Source organism: Solwaraspora sp. WMMB335 (assembly GCF_049179075.1).
GTDB lineage: Bacteria > Actinomycetota > Actinomycetes > Mycobacteriales > Micromonosporaceae > Micromonospora_E.
Genome location: NZ_JBMHMF010000001.1, coordinates 2,431,518 through 2,447,889, shown reverse-complemented (window position 1 = coordinate 2,447,889; position 16,372 = coordinate 2,431,518). Strand labels below are relative to the sequence as shown.

The 16,372-nt window shown below is 69.4% G+C and carries 13 protein-coding genes; 5 read left to right on the top strand and 8 right to left on the bottom strand.

Translation table 11 applies throughout. The annotated features are described in order from the left end of the window. On the top strand, window positions 1-3,243 hold the full coding sequence (locus tag ACN27F_RS10335; RefSeq protein WP_421432935.1) for a peptidoglycan-binding protein: 3,243 nt from the start codon (window positions 1-3) through the stop codon (window positions 3,241-3,243). Window positions 3,244-3,876: 633 nt separating this feature from the next. Here the strand turns inward: ACN27F_RS10335 and ACN27F_RS10330 are convergent. Both ACN27F_RS10330 and ACN27F_RS10325 read right to left on the bottom strand, forming a co-directional pair. Further along, on the bottom strand, window positions 3,877-4,062 hold the full coding sequence (locus ACN27F_RS10330; protein ID WP_421432933.1) for a hypothetical protein: 186 nt from the start codon (window positions 4,060-4,062) through the stop codon (window positions 3,877-3,879). A 189-nt stretch (window positions 4,063-4,251) separates the two neighbouring features. Beyond that, window positions 4,252-4,968, bottom strand: coding sequence for a hypothetical protein (locus ACN27F_RS10325; protein ID WP_421432932.1), 717 nt, complete (start codon window positions 4,966-4,968; stop codon window positions 4,252-4,254). 231 nt (window positions 4,969-5,199) lie between these two features. On the opposite strand from ACN27F_RS10325, the gene ACN27F_RS10320 reads away from it, so the two are divergent. The 4 genes from ACN27F_RS10320 to ACN27F_RS10305 all read left to right on the top strand — a co-directional run bounded on the left by ACN27F_RS10320 (window position 5,200) and on the right by ACN27F_RS10305 (window position 11,443). Then, complete coding sequence (locus tag ACN27F_RS10320; protein WP_421432930.1) at window positions 5,200-6,339, top strand: tyrosine-type recombinase/integrase; 1,140 nt, start codon at window positions 5,200-5,202, stop codon at window positions 6,337-6,339. Further along, the gene (locus tag ACN27F_RS10315) at window positions 6,336-8,897 is read left to right on the top strand and encodes a tyrosine-type recombinase/integrase (protein WP_421432928.1); all 2,562 of its coding nucleotides are present in this window, start codon (window positions 6,336-6,338) and stop codon (window positions 8,895-8,897) included. Before ACN27F_RS10320 ends, ACN27F_RS10315 begins: the two co-directional genes overlap by 4 nt. Further along, complete coding sequence (locus ACN27F_RS10310; RefSeq protein ID WP_421432925.1) at window positions 8,894-9,463, top strand: DUF6262 family protein; 570 nt, start codon at window positions 8,894-8,896, stop codon at window positions 9,461-9,463. Before ACN27F_RS10315 ends, ACN27F_RS10310 begins: the two co-directional genes overlap by 4 nt. 159 nt (window positions 9,464-9,622) lie before the next feature. Then, on the top strand, window positions 9,623-11,443 hold the full coding sequence (locus tag ACN27F_RS10305; RefSeq protein WP_421432922.1) for a hypothetical protein: 1,821 nt from the start codon (window positions 9,623-9,625) through the stop codon (window positions 11,441-11,443). A gap of 266 nt (window positions 11,444-11,709) precedes the next feature. On the opposite strand, the gene ACN27F_RS10300 is transcribed toward ACN27F_RS10305, so the two are convergent. From ACN27F_RS10300 to ACN27F_RS10275, 6 genes are all read right to left on the bottom strand, one after another. Then, window positions 11,710-11,922: a hypothetical protein gene (locus tag ACN27F_RS10300; protein WP_421432920.1), complete on the bottom strand. Its 213-nt coding sequence runs from the start codon at window positions 11,920-11,922 to the stop codon at window positions 11,710-11,712. Between the two features lie 282 nt (window positions 11,923-12,204). Beyond that, window positions 12,205-12,930 carry a hypothetical protein gene (locus tag ACN27F_RS10295; protein ID WP_421432917.1) on the bottom strand — a complete coding sequence of 242 codons (726 nt, stop codon included), beginning with the start codon at window positions 12,928-12,930 and terminating at the stop codon, window positions 12,205-12,207. Window position 12,931: 1 nt separating this feature from the next. Continuing rightward, window positions 12,932-13,510: a hypothetical protein gene (locus ACN27F_RS10290; protein WP_421432915.1), complete on the bottom strand. Its 579-nt coding sequence runs from the start codon at window positions 13,508-13,510 to the stop codon at window positions 12,932-12,934. A 31-nt stretch (window positions 13,511-13,541) separates the two neighbouring features. Next, the gene (locus ACN27F_RS10285; RefSeq protein ID WP_421432912.1) at window positions 13,542-14,366 is read right to left on the bottom strand and encodes a class I SAM-dependent methyltransferase; all 825 of its coding nucleotides are present in this window, start codon (window positions 14,364-14,366) and stop codon (window positions 13,542-13,544) included. 36 nt (window positions 14,367-14,402) lie between these two features. After that, window positions 14,403-15,188, bottom strand: coding sequence for an ABC transporter permease (locus ACN27F_RS10280; RefSeq protein WP_421432909.1), 786 nt, complete (start codon window positions 15,186-15,188; stop codon window positions 14,403-14,405). 6 nt (window positions 15,189-15,194) lie between these two features. Further along, a complete protein-coding gene (locus tag ACN27F_RS10275; RefSeq protein WP_421432906.1) occupies window positions 15,195-16,241 on the bottom strand; it encodes an ABC transporter substrate-binding protein in 1,047 nt (348 codons plus the stop codon). Window positions 16,242-16,372: the final 131 nt, after the last annotated feature.

Below are 16,372 nucleotides of genomic sequence, written 5' to 3'. Positions count from 1 at the left end.
ATGCCCAACCCGGCTCGCAGAACCGCTCCGAACACGCGCCAGCCACGCGGCACCGGCATCGCCTCCCGCCTCGCAGCTCAACTGAGCATCCTGGCCACCCTGATCGGAATCCCGTACGCCCTCTACGCCCTGGCCGGCAACCCGCTACCCGAACAGCTGCCCACCTTGTCCCAGCTCGGAGAGCTACTCACCAGCAGGGACGACGGCGGGCTGTTCCTGACCGCGATCACCTGGGCCGGCTGGATCGGCTGGACGTCCTTCGCTGTTCCCCTCCTCGTAGAGATCATCTGCCACGCCTTCCGTTGGCGTCCTCCCCGACTCCTCGGACTCGCCTGGCAGCAACGTCGCGCAGCGGCCCTCGTCGCCGCAGCCCTGTCAATCGGCGCGGCACCGGCCGTGGCCAGCGCCAACGCGGTCACCATGCCACCCTCACCTCCGAGCCTGACCGTCACCGCGTCCGGGCAGAGCACCGCCACCATCACGTCCTTCCACACCGCTTCTTCCACAACCACCCTCAGCCAGCAGACCGCGACAGACCACAGCTCGGTATATGAGGTAGAGCGTGGCGACTGGCTGTACTACGTCGCCGACCGGTTCCTGGGCGAGGGCGACCGCTACATCGACATCGCCAAGCTCAATCCCGAACTACAAAAGGCGGATCCCCGGTTTCCCGACCACATCGTCGCCGGGCAAAAACTCCGACTCCCGGCCGACGCCCACGACCGAGGCCCCCGCCACCACGCCACCGGTGAACTCCACACACCCCCGAAACCGCCAACGACCGAGAACGCCCCCGGCCAGCAGGGTCCAGAGAATGTGCCCGACCAGTCGATGCCGCCCCACCAGCCACCAGTGACACCGACTCCGCCGCCGACGGCCAGCGCCGCACCGACACCCGAGGCGTCTGCACCAACATCGACGCCACCCGAGACAGCAACATCAACGCCTACCGTCACCACCGAAGAGGAGGACCAACCGGGCCCGAACGCCGACGACCGCGAACTCGACGCCGCGCTACCCATCACCGCGGCCCTCGCAACCGCCGGACTGCTCGCCGCTCTGCTCCTGGTCCGCCTCACACAACGCCGACACCGTCAGCGTCAGCACCGGCGCCCCGGCCGCCGAATCCACACGCCCAATCCCACCATCGAACGTCGCGTCCGAGCAGCGGCCCAACCCGTCGACGTCAACCGGCTCGACCATGCCCTCCGCGCCCTGGCCGCAGGCCTCCGCGACCACAACCCCGGCAACCTGCCCGACCTCGCCGCAGCCTGGCTGTCCGGAGGCGAGGTTCACCTCATGCTGGCCGCACCCAACACCTCCGCGCCCCCACCCTTCCAGGCCGACGACACCGCAATGACCTGGATGCTGCCCGCCACGGCGTCCCTTCCCACCGTCGAAGAGACGCTGGCACCCCTGCCAGCCCTCGTCACCGTCGCCTCCCGACCAGGCGGCGACCATCTCCTCATCGACCTCGAACGGACCGGCGTGCTCACCATCAGCGGCGACGCCGACCGAACCGCCGACCTCATCCGATACGTCGCTGCCGAAATCGCCACCAACCAGTGGAGCGACGACGCAGAAGTGGTGCTGGCAGGATTCGACCCCCTCGACGCCGACAACCTGATCGACATCGGCGGCAACCGCATCACCGCGACAACCTCGACAACCGGAGCGATCGAACGCGCAAGACGCCGCGCCGCAGCCAACGCCAAGGCCATGACCGACACCGGCATCACATCCACCTTCGCCGGCCGCGTCAACGACATCGTCGCCGACGCATGGATGCCGCACGTGCTCCTAATCGCCGACGCCACCGACGCCGAAGAACAACTGGCAACCCTCGCCGCTGAACTCCACACCGTCGGCCCGTGCGCCGTTGCCGTCGCAGTCGTCACCGCCACCCCCTCGACCTGGCAGATCGACGTGAGCGCCAAGGGCAGCCTGACCATCGACTGGCTCAGCATCACCAACACTGCCGCCACCAGGCTCCCCCGCGAACAACTCACCCGCCTCGCACCCATCATGCGCGCCGCCCGCGCTACCGCCCCCACAGAGGACCAGCCCGGCGACGAGCAAGTACCCGCCGCAACCGAGCCGGACCCCTGGGCGGAGGGCACCGACGCGCATGGGCATCTACTCGACGTCCACGACCTCTCCCCGCGAGCCCAAGACGAGGCACCAGAGGAGAACAACCACCACGGCGTGCCCGACGTGCACCCGACAGACGAACACGCACAGGAAAGGCGACCGGCCGTGCCCGCACCCGACCGCAGCACCCCGGCGCCCACCCAAGCCGGCACCACCGCAGCGCACCCAGCCGACATCGCAGCCATCACCCCGATCACGAACGGAGCGACCACCCGGACCGGACCGACGCCCTTAACCCCCTACCGCAAACCCCACGACCCCACCCTCGACGAGGACCTCGACGACTGGTACCGAACTGACCCCTACCGGCCGCGGATCGCCATCCTCGGTCCCGTCGAAGTCGACGCACCCGGGGAGACACCCGACGAGCGAATCCGCTTCTACTCCGAGCTGGTCGTCTACCTGGCACAACGGGGCCGAGTCGGGGCTACCGGCGAACAAATCGACGACGCGCTCTGGCCAGAACGAGGCGTCAACGCCAGGAGCCGCCGCGTCGCCATCAGCAAAGTTCGCCGCTGGCTCGGGGAGAACAGCGACGGAACCCAATGGCTGCCGCCCAACGCCGGAGCAGACCGGCTTTACCGCCTCACCCCCGGCGTACTCCTCGACTGGCAACTGTTCCGCCGTCTCCGGGCTCGGGGCGAATCCAGGGGAGTAGCAGGCGCAACTGACCTCCGCCGCGCACTCGAACTTGTCCGCGGCGAACCCCTCGCTGGTGCAGAACTGCCATACTCATCGGGCTACCGCAACCCGTACACTTGGCTACCAGGAAGCGGCATACAACCGCACAATCTCGCCTCCGCCGTTGTTGACACCGCGCACCAACTCGTCGACCTGTACCTCCAAGCTGGAGACACCAGCGGTGCCCGGTGGGCCGTAGAACGGGCCTGGCTCGCAGACCCCACCCGTCTTGACGACCACCCATGGATCGACGCCATGCGCATCGCCCAGGCCGATGGCCGATCGGCCGAACTCCGCGCACTCCTCGACGACCTTGTACGCACACGCGAAGTTGAAGTCCCGGAGGACCTCTCGCCAGACACATACGCGGAAATTCACGAGTTGCTTCGGGATCTCCTGCGGATGGGCTGAGCGCGGCGGTGAAGTCGCGGTTCACCAGGTCAGGGATCGGACCCGCGCCGACATCGGCCTCGGCGTCTGCGGGTCGGCGAGTCGGAGGGTGGTGGATCCGGGGGTTTAGGCTGGAGTCGCACCTGCTGGCTATATTCGCCGGGGTGGGGGTGAGGTTGTTCGTCGCGGGCACAGTGGACCTGCCGGATTGGGGCGGCCAGGGCCTCATCCTCGTTGAGGACGACAGCTGGCTGGGTGGGGGCGCGCAGGCGGTGAATCCGATCATGGCAGCCGCGATCATGACGACCATAGGCAGCGGCGGGCGCCGCCTATCCGTGGATGTCCGTGTGCTCCGGACAGCATCGGCGGTGCCGTGGCCGTCGGGATGTGGCGTGGGCGGCGCGGTCGGCTCTTGCGGGAGATCGACATGGAGATGGTGCCGCGCCGCCCGGCTGCAGCATATCGGCAGGGTTGGTGCAGGTGTCCTGGCTGCTTCTCTGGGCAGGGCGACTGGCGAGGTGGCCGCCGTGGTGGTGGTTCATGGCCTGGGTTCCCGGGTGGTGGCGCTGGTCTGGTCCTGGGTGACGATGGTGATGATGTCGTTGAGGGCGGTCGGGTCGAGGTGCAGGAGGATCTGGTCGCGTCCGGAGTTCGTCAGTGGTCGTTCGGCTCGCCCATCCCGTGACGCAAGATGATCACGGCGGCCAGGATGAGGACGGCGGTGGTGAGGAGTTTCCGGAGGCGGTACTTGGCGAGGGCCCAGGTCGGACTGCGGCTGCTATGTAGCAGTGCGATGGCGAGCAGGATGATGCCTACGGCTATGGCCGCGCCCTCGGTCATCGGTCAGTCGTCTCGGGAATGCCGTCCTGGGTACTCGGTCGGCCGAACGCCGCGGTGGACGGGTTGGTGGTCACGATTGGGTTTGCCTCTCCGGATCAAACGGTGTGGTCTCGGGTGAAGGCGGTGGTGGCGCCTGCGTGGCGGCAGGTCACGGGGTCGTTGACGCGGTCATTGGGCTGGCCGTCGGCGTTACAGGTCGATCGCGGCGGTGACGAGCCGGTGGTCCGACGGCGGCCGTTGGCCGGGGTCGGGTAGGTGGACGCGGTAGGTGTCGGGCAGGACGTGTGGTGCCATGGCGTCGTTGGCCAGGAGCCAGTCGATGAGCAGACCACCGCCGGGGTCGATGTCGGGGTTGACGGTCGGTGCGATCGGCTGGGTGGAATTGGTCCGCCAGGCAATTTCGGCGACCGCGTGCAGACCAGAGCCGTTCGTGCGCTGCCCGGTGGTGTCGTCCCAGTCGCCGATGAGGTGGTCGAGCGCGCGGGTGTCCGGCCCCCAGGTGCCGTCGGGCCGCAGCATGCCTTTGTGGGTGCGCTGGTGGGGTGTGGCGGCCATCCAGTCCCGCTGCGGAAGGTGGCCGCCGGACGCGGTGCCGTTGAGGTCGCCGCCGCCGATGACCGGCAGCGGCTCGGTGCTGCCGTAGCGGCTGAGGCGTCTGGCTTCTTCCAGCCGGGCGTCACCGGAGCGCGGGTCGAAGTGGTGCACGAAGGCCAGGAATTCTCGCCGTTCGTCGCGTACTCGTCCGTTGTCGCGGATGGCGAACCGGGCGACGTTGCGTTGGTCGTCGAACACCGCCGGGTCGTCGGGGCCCCACCAGTTGCGTAGCACCAGCAGGTTCGGGTTGTAGAAGATCGCGGGCGGCATCGGTCCGCGTGGCATCCAGCCCAGCTCGGCGACGTACGGCACGCCGAGTTGGTCCGACAGCGCCTCGGCGGCGGCGTACTTGGCCGCACCGGCGTTGTCTCGATACCGCTTGGCCTCGCAGAGTTTTCCGACCTGGTCGCAGGGTATACGCGACGTCCGTACGGGCGTTGTCGTTTGACCTCGCGTGCGTTCTAACCGACTGGTCCGGGACGTCGGTTCCCATCGTTGGTCGGAGGACGAGTGAGTGGTACGCCGGTTGTTGGTGACCTTCGGGTGCAGGAAGTCCGTCGGCCCGGTGGCCGCCGGTCGTACACGATCGTGTGGCCCGACGGCATCGTGTATCGGCAGGCCGATCGGTTCCTCACCGAGTTCGACGGTTCTGGTACGCAGCGGACGTACGCGTACCTGCTGGTCGATCACCTGCGGTGGCTGGACAGGGAGGGACTGTCGCCGGAAGCGGCGTCCCTGAACGATCTGAAGCGGTACATGGCCGCAATCGGCGCGAAGTTCGCCGGCCCGTTCGGTGAGCCATGGCGGGACCGGCCGTTGGGGCAGAGCACGCTGGGCACGGCGGCGTCGTGTGTGAAGGGGTTCTACCTGCACCAGGCCGGGTTGGGGATCAACGAGCGGCTCGGCGGGCAGTTGAACCTGACCCGGCTGCCGTCGCGGGCCGACCGCGAGCGGGCGCTGCTGGGTCACCTCAGACAGGCGATGCCGGCCAACCCGCTGGCGCCGCATCGGGTGCGTCGCCGGCACCCGAAGATGCTGCCCGACGGCGCCAAGGACCGTCTGCTCGCCGCGGCGCGCACGGCGAGAGATCGGATGGTCGTGACCTGGCTGGCCGATGCCGGGTACCGCATCGGCGAGTTGTGCGGACTGCATCTGTCGGACCTCCATCTGCGCGAAGGCGCGCCGTGCGACGAGTGCCGGACACCGCACTCGCACATCTGTCATCGGGAGAACAACCCGAACCTGGCCGCGGCCAAGACGAAGTGGCCGTGGTCGCTGGAGGACGGCACGGTGCGGGGCGGGCTGATCAAGCGGGTCAGCCCGGCGATGATCCACACCTACTTCGAGTACGTGACCACCGAGTACCCGGCCGGCGCGCAGCACGGGATGCTGTTGGTGCAACTGACTGGACCGGCCGCTGGCCAACCGTGGGCTGCGGTCGCCGCACGGCGGATGCTGCGCCGGGCCGGACACCGTGCGGGGCTCGGCACGGTGCTGCCCCACGCCTTCCGGCACTCGTTCGCCACGGCGGTCCTGGACGCCGCTGGCGGAAATCTGATGATCGCCCGGGATGCTGGTGGCTGGGCCTCCACGGCGGTGGTCGACGAGATCTACGCGCATGTCGACATCACCGACCCGGCGTTCAGCGCCGCCCTGCGCAGGGTGTGGGGTGAGCCGGGATGACCGCCGCCATTGTGCCGACGCTGCGGGTCCTCACCCCGCCGCACGGCGGCCGGGACACTCGGGTGGGCCGGGACCGCTTGGAGCTGCTGGCCGCCCTGATCGGCGGGCCACGCTTCGATCCGCTGCTGCGCCCGGACCTGATCGTGCTGCCCCGCGATCACCCCGTGTTCGGCTGGGGCTGCCGCGTCGCCGGCTGCTTGCGCGCCCGCCAGGACAACAAGGACCTGTGCAACGGCCATACGGAGCTGCTCGCCGAGGCACGCGCAGGAGGGCTTGGTCGTGCGGCGTTCGTGCGCGGCGCGCAGCCGTTGGACGAGAGCGAGAACGTCGAACCACCACCGTGCCGGATCTGCCAGGTCCGGCCATCGCGCAACATCCGGCTGCGGCTGTGCGGACGCCACGGCGACGCCTGGGCGACGCTGCAACATCGGCAGCCCGTGCGCGACTTCGAGTCCTGGCTGGCCGGCCAGCAACCCGCGCCCGGGTTCGGCGAATGCCAGGTGCGGGTGTGCACCTCGCTCGCGGCGTCGTCGCTGGGACTGTGCTCTGGCCACGAGAACCGGTACCGCCGCGCAGGCTGCCCGGGTCGCCAGCGAGGCAAAGGCCGAGCCGTGCGATTCGACGACGAGGCCGCGTTCCGGTCGTGGTGCGCACGCGTCGATGCGGTCTGGCGGCCAGGCCGGCTCAACCTGGTCGGGCTGTCCCCGCTGCTGGCGGCCGAGGTCAAGTACGGCATGTTCGTACACGGGCAGCAGCCGCACCACTCGATGTGGCCGCTGCGCTGGTTGCAGGGCTTCGCCAACCGCTGTCGCGCCCACGGTGTGGAGTCGGTGATGGCGGTGGAGCCGGCGGGCTGCCCCAACACCGACCGGATGATCGTCACCGAGATCCGCAACCAGGTTCGGCTGGTCTACTACAGCCCGGCCGACACCAGGGACGCCGGCTTCATCGAGTTCGACCATTTCGGCGCCCGGCTGCCCGCCCGGGGTAGCTTCTGGGACCTCACGATGGTGTCCCAGCGGTGGCTGCGCGATGCGCTGTGGGACTACTTCGCCGGCCTGATGCGCCGGCCGAAGCCGCCGCGTAGCGATACCCCGTACGACGGGGCACGCCGCGCCTGCGCAGAGCTGAGCGCCTACCTCGAGCTCGAAGCACCCGAAGGCGGCCACGACCCGACCCGGCTGCGGGCCGAGCACATGCACGCTTTCGTCGCCGACCAGCGGCACCGGGCCCGCAACGGCCTGCCCTCGTTGGGGATCCGCCGCCGCGACGGCACAGCCGCCCCGGCCAGCGACATCAGCCGCAGCATCGGCGCCAACTACATCCGCAAGGTTCTGCGTCAATCCCTGGATTGCGGGGCGGTCGCGCGGATCGGGCTGGCCCGCGAGTTCGTCGTGGCCGCACCCGCTGGTGGCGTGGAACCCAACCGCACCCGGCGCCCGTTCCCCGACGACGTCGCCAGGGCGCTGGCCGACGAGGCCAACCTGGCCGTGCTGGCCGATGTCCACGACCGACACGACGGCGGTATCCGGCTGATCTGGGAAGCCCTCGTCTACACCGGTCGTCGGCCCAGTGAGGTCATCCGGCTCTCGCTGGACTGCGTCGGCCGCTACAGCGGGCTGCCGATGCTGTGGCACGACCAGACCAAGGTCGGCAACTACGAAGAGGCCATCCGCATCCCCGAAGTCCTCTACGACAAGCTTCGTGAACGGCAACGCGTCGCGATCGAGCGGTTCGAGTACCGCCACGGCCGGCCACCCACCGACGCCGAACGCGCCCGGATGGTGCTGTTCCCGTCCCCGCAGCGCAACCGGTACCTGACCCGCCCGGCCACCTACACCTGGTTCCACAGGCACTTCCGAGCCTGGGTCGACGGGCTGGAACTCGGCACGTGGGTGCCGCACCAGGCCCGGCACACCCTGGCCACCAGACTGTTGGCCAACGGCGCCGCGCTGCACCACATCCGCCGTTACCTCGGCCACGTCTCCACCCGGATGACCGAGCACTACGCCAAGATCGCCCTGTCGGAGATCGACGACGTCCTCGGCCGTGTGTGGGTCGCTGGCCCCGGCGCACCCAACCCCGGCGAGCTGCTCACCAACGGCGCGGCTGGGTTGAGCCGGGAGCGGGCCGAAGCCCTCGCGATCGACCTGTCCCGACGCAGCACCCCCACTGAGGGCGGCTTCTGCACCTTCCAGCCCGTCGTCGACGGCGGCGCCTGCCCGTGGAAACTGAACTGCGAGGGCTGCGACAAGTTCGTCATGTCCGGTGCCGACCTGCTCTACTGGCGCCGCAAACGTGAGCAGTGGATGGCCATCGCCGAACGCGCCCCCGACGACGCCACCGCCGATTACCTGCACCAGGTGTTCGCACCCACCGCCCGCGCCATCGACGGCCTGGAAAAGGCCCTCGCCGGCCTCGGCCTGCTCGACGACGCGCTCGCCTTGGACCTGCGTCGGCCCCAGGACTACTTCCATCGCATCTGGAGCACCGCGTTCCGCGTTGCTCAGCTCGCCGATGCTCATGACGAACACCCCGCGAAGGAGGCCGAACTGTGAGCACCGAAGCGGCGGTCGCCGCGCGTCGCGCCCACGTCCAGCGTCTCCTGGACACCGTCCGCACCGCGGTGGGCCGCATGCAACGCGACGGCAGCCGTATCACGGTGCGCGGCGTCGCGCATCTCGCCGGGGTATCCCGCACCTTCCTCTACCAGAACCCCGACGCGCGGCGTCTGCTCGCCGAGGCCACCGCCACCAACCGCGACCAACGACGCGTCAGCCGGCAGGTCGAGTACACCAGCGGCCAGAAGGAAGCGTCCTGGCGTGAACGCGCGCTCAACGCCGAAGACCAACTCCGCCGCAGCCATAGCGAGATCCACGCCCTGCGCACCCGCATCGGCGAGCTGATGGGCCAGCTCGACGACCTCACCCAGGCCGCCCACACCATCGGCAGCGGCCAAGCGGCCAGCTCCGCCAACACCCAGCTCAAACAGCAGATCCGGCAACTGTCGGCGGCCAACCGGCAACTCGACGACAAGCTGACCGCAGCTCGCACCAACAACCGGTTCCTGGACAGGCGAATCGCCGATCTCGAGGCGCGAATCGCCGCCGACCTCGCCCGGTGACCGTATTGCGCCACGCGACCGCTGTGCCCCGTCGAGCGCAGACGACGGCCCGCTGAGGCATCGGCGGCCGTCGGCTCCAAGGAGTTCCGCTTGCCACGGCACGGGGCGTGGTGGCAGGGTGATCGGCATGGTTGAGAGATTCGAGTCCTCCCCCCGCTGGTGAGCACGGTTGACGAGCGCATTGCGCTCGACCGCCCACTGTCGCTGTTCGAACACGCGACGCGGCTCCATGAACAGCACCCCAATGCCCCGCTTCCTCGCGGTGGCCGCCCTTATCCGGATGACCGGGCTGGCCGCTGCCCGGAACGTCGAGCCAAGACCGCCGAACGCGTCGCCGCCTTGATGTCGGTGCTCGAAGCGTTCTTGTCCGACCCCTCCGCGTCGGTCCAAGTTCTCCACGACGCCCTGTCCCGCCTCGACCTTTTCGGCCGGGCCGTGGAATCCACCGTGGACAAGCTGCCGACGCTCGGTGCTGAGCGCGCCAGGGAAACCGGCGCGTGGCTGGTTCGCCATGCCACCGATCGACGTCCTGCCATGGTTGGCCTTGCCCTGCTGGCGGGTACCGGCCGGACGGACGACGCTCCATTGATCAGAACGATAGGGTTGCTGGACTACTTCGGCCCGCTGGCGGTCACCGCCTTGACGGCTCTGCCCAGCGCCACCCCGAATCTGATCTGGTTGGCCGAGCGTTCCCAACGCTGGGCCAGGATCAAGGCCATCGAGGCGCTTTGCCAGCGCGACGACCCCGACGCCGTTGCCTGGCTGCGGCGACACGCCGTCAACGACGAAGAGATGAGCGCGTCCTTGGCGAGGCAGGTCGCCGAAGCGGTGTCGCTGGCCGACGCACTCGATGCCCCGAACGTCGATGACAGGGTGCTCGATCAGGCCGGACAGTTGCTGCTGGCCATGGTCACGCCCAACGACTACCGGACCCAACTGGTCGACTACGGTGACGCCCGGCGCGCCTACCACACACTGGCTCAACGCCTTGCCGACGTCCCGGCGTCGATGCAGCGATACGCCATGCTGGCATCGCTCATCGAGGACCTTCGTACCGGATTCGCGGCTTGCCTGGACTGGAACCCAGGCCAGCGCGAGGAAACCGTGGCCAACCTGCGCACGACACTCCTGCGTCACGATTGGAGCGGCCACCTGGCCACAGCGTTGCAGTCGACTGATCCACTCACCCGACAGCGAGCCGACTGGGCGCGACGCCGCGTCGCCGACGCGGTGCGTCCAGCGAACGACCCGCCAGCTCCGCAGCCGTTCCAGATCAACGTGGTTGCCCCGGACCCGCTCCGGCGTGACGACGTCCAGACACGGATCCTGGTCAACGGCCGACCAGTTGTCGCCGCAGCCTTCGACAAAGGGCCGCCATACCCGCCCGAGACACTGCTCACCCGTGGCCACCTGCGCGCCGCGGAAGAGCCGCACGAGGCGCGCCTGGCCGAGGCATACTGCACGGAAGGCTGCTGCGGAGCGCTGTACGTCACCATCGCGCGGGATGGCGACACCGTGATATGGCGGGACTGGCGCGGGCACACCAGCGCCGCCGTGCCGCCCGAGATGCGGTTCAGCGCAGAACAGTACGACGCCGAACTCATCAGGGCCGAGACCGACTACACGTGGGAGTGGCCAGCCCGGACAACAGCCAGACTGCTGCGCGCTCGACTGGACGCCCAGCCCGACCTGTTGACAAGGTGGGAGTGCCAGCCGGGCTGGATCTGGGCACGAGCCAACGAACCGGACCAGGTCCGGTTCTCGTTCACCTACCCCGAGCGCCCCAAATTCACCGACGACACGCCTTGGCTTCAGTTCGAACGCATCATCACCGTCGACGACACACCTGCCATCGAGCAGGCCGACCGGCTTGCCCAACAACTGGAAACCATCGACCCGAAGACCAAGGCCACTGTGGTCGGCGGACGGCGCGACTACGCCGAGCAACTCGGCTACCCCTGGCCGGAACCACAACGATAGGAACGTCACGCTTGGGTGCCGCGCCGCCCGCTCCGGCGCGGCACCGAAGCGCCATGTCCTCACGCCGCAACCGTCGTTGACATGTACGGGACATGAAAAGCGCAGCTCAGAAGCCACCCAGAACTGTCGGCGGTCGGTAAAGCAGAACAGGATCAAGGCGGGCGCAGTGGTGACGTCGGCGAAGGCGCGTTGGAGCGGGGTGAAGTCGTAGCTGCCGTCCGCCGCACGTCCGCCGTCCTGGTAGTTGAACAGGGCGATGTCGATCACTACTCGCTCCTTTCTCGTCCGTACTGGTGTTGATGTCCGGGTGTCATGTTTGCTCCGGTGGCGGTGGCCATCGGGTCGAGGCCGATGACGATGTGGTCGCGGTCGGGGTCGTAGTCAACGTCGACGATCTCGACCTGGTGGTCGCCGACTCGGACACGGACCTGGCTGTCGCGCATTCGGGCGAGCCGGGCGGTCAGGGCGCTACGGCGCATCGGCTGGTGCTGGCTGGTGTGGAGTCACTGGTACCTCGTCGGGGTGCGGGATCTGATGCCGGCGGCATCACCTCGGCGGGCGGCCGGGGAGTGTGCGGGCTGAGGTTCTGCTGGGTTCGTGTCGTCGTGGCCGGTGAGGGCTCCGGGGTCCGGCCCGTTGTCGGGTGCCGGACCCCGGAGGTGTTCCTCCCTGGATGGCCCTGGGATGCCGTGCGCTGCCCTGCCGAGCCGAGCGAGCGGCTTGGCTCGGCGCGCCGCGACACAGGCGTGCCATGGTTCCCCCTACGCCCCTGGGTCGGGGTGTGGGGAGCTGATAGACGGCGGTGTGCCGTGCCCGCCGGTTTCGAGTTCGGTCGCCCGGTGGTAGACCTGGGAAACGACAAAGGGTGGCCGGTAGGCGGTCTTGTCATCGCCGCCACGCCGCACGCCGGGGGTGTGCCGGAGCTGGTGGAGCTCGGTCTGGGCGTCACCGGTCCGGGGGATTTGCTGCAAGGCGGCCATCGCGGTGTCGAGCCGGTCCTGGCGGACGTCGAACTGGCGCATCATCGCGGCCTGGTGGGCGAATCCGGTGGCGGTGGCCTGGACCAGCCTGGCGGTGGTCGCGTCGACGCTGGTGAGGTCGATGGTGTCGACCTTGGTGTGGGCGTCGGTGACCTCGGCGACGGCGCGGGCCTGGTGGCGGTGCGCGAGGTCGAGGACCTGGTTGGGGCGGGCGTGCTGGTAGCCGCGGCCCCGCGCGACGGCGAACACCTTGCGGTCCTGGGTGAGCAGGACCTCTGCGGCCTTGCGGGCGGCGGCGTGGATGGCCTGCCGGCCACCGGTGTGGTCGGCGGGGTCGAGGCCGAGCAGCTGTCCCATCTCGTCGTAGCTGAGGATGTCACCGGGCTGTAGCCGCGACATCGCGGCGACGAGGATCTGCCATCGGGGGACGGTGCCGACCGGTTGGCCAGGCCGGCGAGCGGCGCGGCGGTCATCATCCGGGGGTGGGGTCGGGTGGGGCGTGTCCATGTCAGTCCGTGCCGTCGAGGGTGCCGACGAACCGGCCGTAGGTGGGCCGTCCGTCGCCGAGTCCGATCAGCGCTCCGGCGGTGTGGGCGGCGTTGCGGAGATCGGCCAGGTTGATGACGGCGGGGTCGTAGACGCCGCGGGCCTGTAACCGCCAGCGAGGAAACACTGGTCGGGTGCGCATGACGCGGGCGTTTCCGACCTTGACGGGGGCGCGGTGGACGTGGCGGGTGTCGGCGTAGAGGGCGACGGGATCACGGGGGCCGTCGTACAGCACCGGGACCATCATCGTTTCGATCAGCACGCCTCGTTCGACCTTCTTGCCGTCGCGTGACAGTCGGGCGCCCTCAACGAGGCACTTGGTCAGGTTCGGTGCCGGGATGAACGGACCGATGTCGGGGTCGTGGTAGAGGCCGCCGAGCCATTCCAGCTGGGCGATCTCGGCGTGGTCGTCGTCGGTCTTCTTCGCTTTGGCCGAGATGGGCCGGATCTGCCGCACGATGGTGTCGAGGGGATCGACCAACCGTGCGTTGTGCATGAGCAGCGGCGCGGTGCCGGCAAGGTCGAAGGTGAAACTGGGCACGGTGAAAGACTCCTGATCAGCGGTGGCCGGCTCAGCCGCCGTGGGACGTGAACGTCGGCGAGGTAGGGGCCGCGTGGCCGATGTGGGACAGGGCGAGGTTGCCTTTGACCACGAGTCCGGGGTCGGTGAGCAGGTCACGGAAGGCGTCGATGTCGGCTGGTGTCATGCCGGCGGTGGTGAGCTGGTCGCGGATGACGGCGGCGGTGGCTCTGGGCAGTAGGCAGCCGTCGCTGCCGCCGGTCCAGGTGCCGGTCCAGCCGCTGGTGTCGACGTGCAGGCCGAGGCCGCGCATCGCGTGGTGTGCCCGTCGCCCCCACGCGGGGTCGTTGCCGGCGGTGACAAGCGTGGCCTGGAACGCGTCGTGGTAGGCGGCGAACAACCGGTCGGCCTCGTCGATGTCGGGCGCGGCCAGCACGGAGCTGCGCCAGGTCGCCTCGAACTCCTCGACCAGGAGGACTCCGCCAGGGGCCAGGGCCGCGCCGAGGCGGGCGAGGACGTCGTGGCGCTCGGGCAGGTGCCCGAGCAGCAGCCGGACGTGGATCAGGTCGAAGTGTCCGTCTGGCAGCGGATCCCGCACGATGTCGTGCCGCAGCAACGCGACCCGGGGATGCCGCCGGCAGGGGGTGAGGTCGATGTCGGTGGCGATGACCTCACCGGTCGGGGTCATCTCGCCGAGGGTCGTGGCGATGCGGCTGGCGCCGACCGCGACGACGAGGCAGCGGGCATGCGGCGGTACACCGACAGCGCGGAGCTGCCGGCGGCTGAACGGGTCGAGCATCCCGGCCAGGGCCTGCAACATCGCCTCACTATCGGTGCATGCGGTGTCCGGGGTGTCGTGGAACAGGTACGGGGACACAGAGGGGTCTCTCCTTCTCGGACAGGAACGTCGGTTTCAGGCGGTGGTGTGCCGGATCCAGGGCGCCGCCCGCTCGCAGACGGCGGTGAGTAGGTAGAACAGTCCGGTGCTCGTGGCGGCGAGCAGGACGACGGCGGCGAACGCCACATCGGTGCGGGTGCCTGCGGTCTGGATGACGACGCCCAGACCGCTGGTGCCGCCGAACAGCTCGGCGACCACGGCGCCGATGACGGCCAGCGGCAGCGCCGTCCGCAGCCCGGAGAACAGGTACGGCAACGCCGCCGGTGCCCGGAAGCGGGTGAACGTCTGCCAGCGGGAGGCGTCCAGTGACCGGGCCACGTCGACCAGCTCAGCCGGGGTGGCGGTCAGTCCGGTGTGGGTGGCTGACACGATCGGGAAGAAGCACATCAGCCACACCAGGACCAGCTTCGGGCCGGCGCCGAACCCCAGCCAGACGATCAGGATCGGCACCACGGCCGGCTTGGGCACCGTGCTGAGCAGCAGCAGGATGGGTGTCACCGCTCGGCCGACCCGCCCCGACACCGCCAGCACCGCCCCGAACAGCCCGGCCGTGGCGACCGCCAGCCCATAGCCCGCCGCCGCCGTCGCGGCGGTGACCGCGGTGTTGTGCAGCAGGTAGCCAGGCTGGTCGACGATCGCCGCTGCCACCGCCGGCGGCGCCGGCAGCAGAAATGCGGGCAGGTCGAAGGCCACCACCCCGGCCCACCACAGCGCGAGGAGAGCGGCGGTGCCCAGCACCGGCGGGGCAGCCCGCCCCACCGCGGCCGGCAGCCGGCTGCCCGCATCGTGACAACGCCGCACGGTCGCCTATCCGACCAGGTCGTAGGCGAACACGGTGTCGACATCCGACTCGGACAACCCCGACTCGCCGAGGGCTCCGGCGCCCTGCAGGATCGCGACGTTACGGGCCACCCGACGGGGATCGAAGTGCCCTACCGGCACGTCACCGACCGGGGTGACGTACCCGGCCATCCGCGTCAGCTCCGCCGTCGCCTCCTGCGCCTGCTGGCCCTGCGTCTCCGGCCGCCCCGCGTAGATCGTTCCCGCCGTGTCGGGGTCGTCGATCGCGAACCGCAGCCCGCGCAGCAGCGCCCGGTTGAACCGACGGACCAGATCGGGCCGCCCGGCGGCGGTCGCCGTCGTAACACCGATCGCGGAGCCGTGCAGATCGGTGAGATAGTCGGTGAACGGCAGCACGGTGACCTCCTCTCCCACCGTTTCCCGCACCAGATCGACGGCCGGCACGAACTGGCTGATCGCATCCACCTGCCGGGCGGCAAGCAGCGGCACGTGCTGCGCCGGCACCGGGTTGGCCACCCAGGTCACCGATCCCGCGTCGAAACCCGCCAGCTGCGCGTACGTCGAAAACAACAGCTTGTTGATCCCGCCCGGCAGGAAACTCAGCCGCCGGCCCGCCAGATCACTCGGGACGGTGACCCCACGACTGGTGACCGCAACGAAACAGGCCAGATTCCTCTGGTGCAGCACCGACGTCAGGACGAAGTCCCGGATCCCGCCCGGCCGGGTGTACTCGATGAGACCGGCGTTGACATCGATGGTCGCGAATTCGACCTGCCCGGCCGCCAACAGCTTCAGGTTCTCGGTGCTGCCCTTGCCCTGCAGCACCTCCACCTCCAACCCTTCCTCGGCGAACCAGCCCTGCGCCTGGGCGACGAAGAGCGGCGCCTCACGACCCTGGAACCCCGCCCCCGTCAGGACAGTCACCTTCTCCCGCGACGACCCACCCGGCGTCGGGTCACCACCCCCACACGCCGACATCGGCGCGACGCCGGCCAGAGCCACCGCCCCGGCGCTGCCGAGTAGCAGCCGCCGGCGGCTGACCGTGTATGCCATCAGACCTCGCTTACTTAGAAATATAAGTTGGCCAGCAGTAGAGGCATGCAGACCCGCCTTCCCCGAGAAGGCCCTGACGCAACGGGGGGTGGCGCCACGACCGAAAGAAGGGAAGGCGGGCTCCCGGCCAG